2 protein-coding genes are annotated in these 1,640 nt (G+C 73.0%); both read left to right on the forward strand.

Going from position 1 to position 1,640, the window contains the following annotated elements; genetic code table 11:
• Nucleotides 1-442: 442 nt before the first annotated feature.
• Entirely contained in the window at nt 443-1,270 is an 828-nt protein-coding gene (locus IE249_RS13700; protein ID WP_189705083.1) for an enoyl-CoA hydratase family protein, read from the forward strand.
• Nucleotides 1,271-1,277: 7 nt separating this feature from the next.
• The coding region (locus tag IE249_RS37180; RefSeq protein WP_229858383.1) for an NAD(P)-binding protein at nt 1,278-1,640 on the forward strand (363 nt) is incomplete at its 3' end.

The following is a 1,640-nucleotide window of genomic DNA, read 5'->3' on the forward strand; positions in this document are numbered from 1 at the left end:
CGACGCGCCAGGAGGCAGAGGGGGCTTCGTGCAAGGTGTGTCCGTTCATGGCGCAGGGCGTCCCAGTGGCGGCCATCAGGCTGTCCTGCTTTCGGTCTCAGGAATGGTACGGGTGCCGTTCTCCGAGGGATTCGGTGGCCTCCGCCCGCGGCCACCCGGGCCCCGGCAGGGGAGGGCCTACCCGGGGAAACGGCGCCTTTCCCCTGCCCGCTCCGCTCGTTACCGCGCTATTGACGAGCCGTGACGAAGCGACGGGTACCGGCGGGTACCGGCCACATTGTCACGGCCTCTATCGCGCACTCGTGACGACAGTCACGAACAGGTGATAGCTTCGGGAGCAGAGCAGAGCAGAGCAGAGCAGAGTCGGCCGGCGGGTCCGGGTCGGAGCCCGGCGGGCCGGCGAGGCACCGGCAGAGGCAGTCCCCCGAGGAGGCCGTACGTCATGAGTCCCTTCACCGGCTCCGCCGCCCGCACCTCCCCCTGGCGGCACCTGCGCCTCGATCTCGACGACGGCGTCGCCACCGTCACCCTCGCCCGCCCCGACAAGCTCAACGCGCTCACCTTCGGCGCCTACGCCGACCTGCGCGACCTCCTCGCCGAGCTGTCCCGTGAGCGGGCCGTGCGCGCGCTGGTGCTGGCCGGCGAGGGCCGGGGCTTCTGCTCGGGCGGCGACGTCGACGAGATCATCGGCGCCACCCTGAGCATGGACACCGCCGAACTGCTGGATTTCAACCGGATGACCGGCCAGGTCGTCAGGGCCGTACGCGAGTGCCCCTTCCCGGTGATCGCCGCGGTGCACGGAGTCGCCGCGGGCGCCGGGGCCGTGCTCGCGCTCGCCGCCGACTTCCGGGTGGCGGACCCCAGCGCCCGCTTCGCGTTCCTCTTCACCCGGGTCGGCCTGTCCGGCGGCGACATGGGCGCCGCCTATCTGCTGCCCCGGGTGGTCGGCCTCGGCCACGCCACCCGGCTGCTGATGCTGGGCGAGCCGGTGCGGGCGCCCGAGGCGGAGCGGATCGGCCTGATCAGCCTGCTCACCGACGAGGGCCGCGCCGACGAGGCCGCCCGGGACCTGGCCCGCCGCCTGGCCGACGGCCCCGCCCTCGCGCACGCCCAGACCAAGGCCCTGCTCACCGCCGAGCTGGACATGCCGCTGTCGGCCGCCGTCGAACTGGACGCCGCCACCCAGGCCCTGCTGATGAACGGCGAGGACTACGCCGAGTTCCACGCGGCCTTCACCGAGAAGCGCCCGCCGAAGTGGCAGGGGAGGTGACCTCCGGATGCGCGTGGCGATCATAGGCGGCGGCCCCGGCGGCCTGTACGCGGCCGCCCTGCTCAAACGGCTCGGTCCGGCCCGCGAGATCACCGTCTTCGAGCGCAACGCACCGGACGACACCTTCGGGTTCGGCGTGGTGCTCTCCGACGAGACGCTCGGCGGGATCGAGCACGCCGACCCGGTCGTGTACGAGGCGATGCAACGGGACTTCGTGCGCTGGGACGACATCGACATCGTGCACCGCGGCACCCGGCACACCTCCGGCGGCCACGGCTTCGCCGCCCTCGGCCGGCGCAGGCTCCTGGAGATCCTGCACGAGCGCTGCCGCTCGCTCGGCGTCGAACTCCGCTTCCGCACCCCGGCGCCG

It is taken from the genome of Streptomyces anandii JCM 4720, from assembly GCF_014650655.1.
GTDB lineage: Bacteria > Actinomycetota > Actinomycetes > Streptomycetales > Streptomycetaceae > Streptomyces > Streptomyces anandii.

Excerpts from the sequence above, each read along its gene's own strand:
- IE249_RS13700 (WP_189705083.1), top strand. The coding sequence starts at position 443 with ATGAGTCCCTTCACCGGCTCCGCCGCCCGCACCTCCCCCTGGCGGCAC.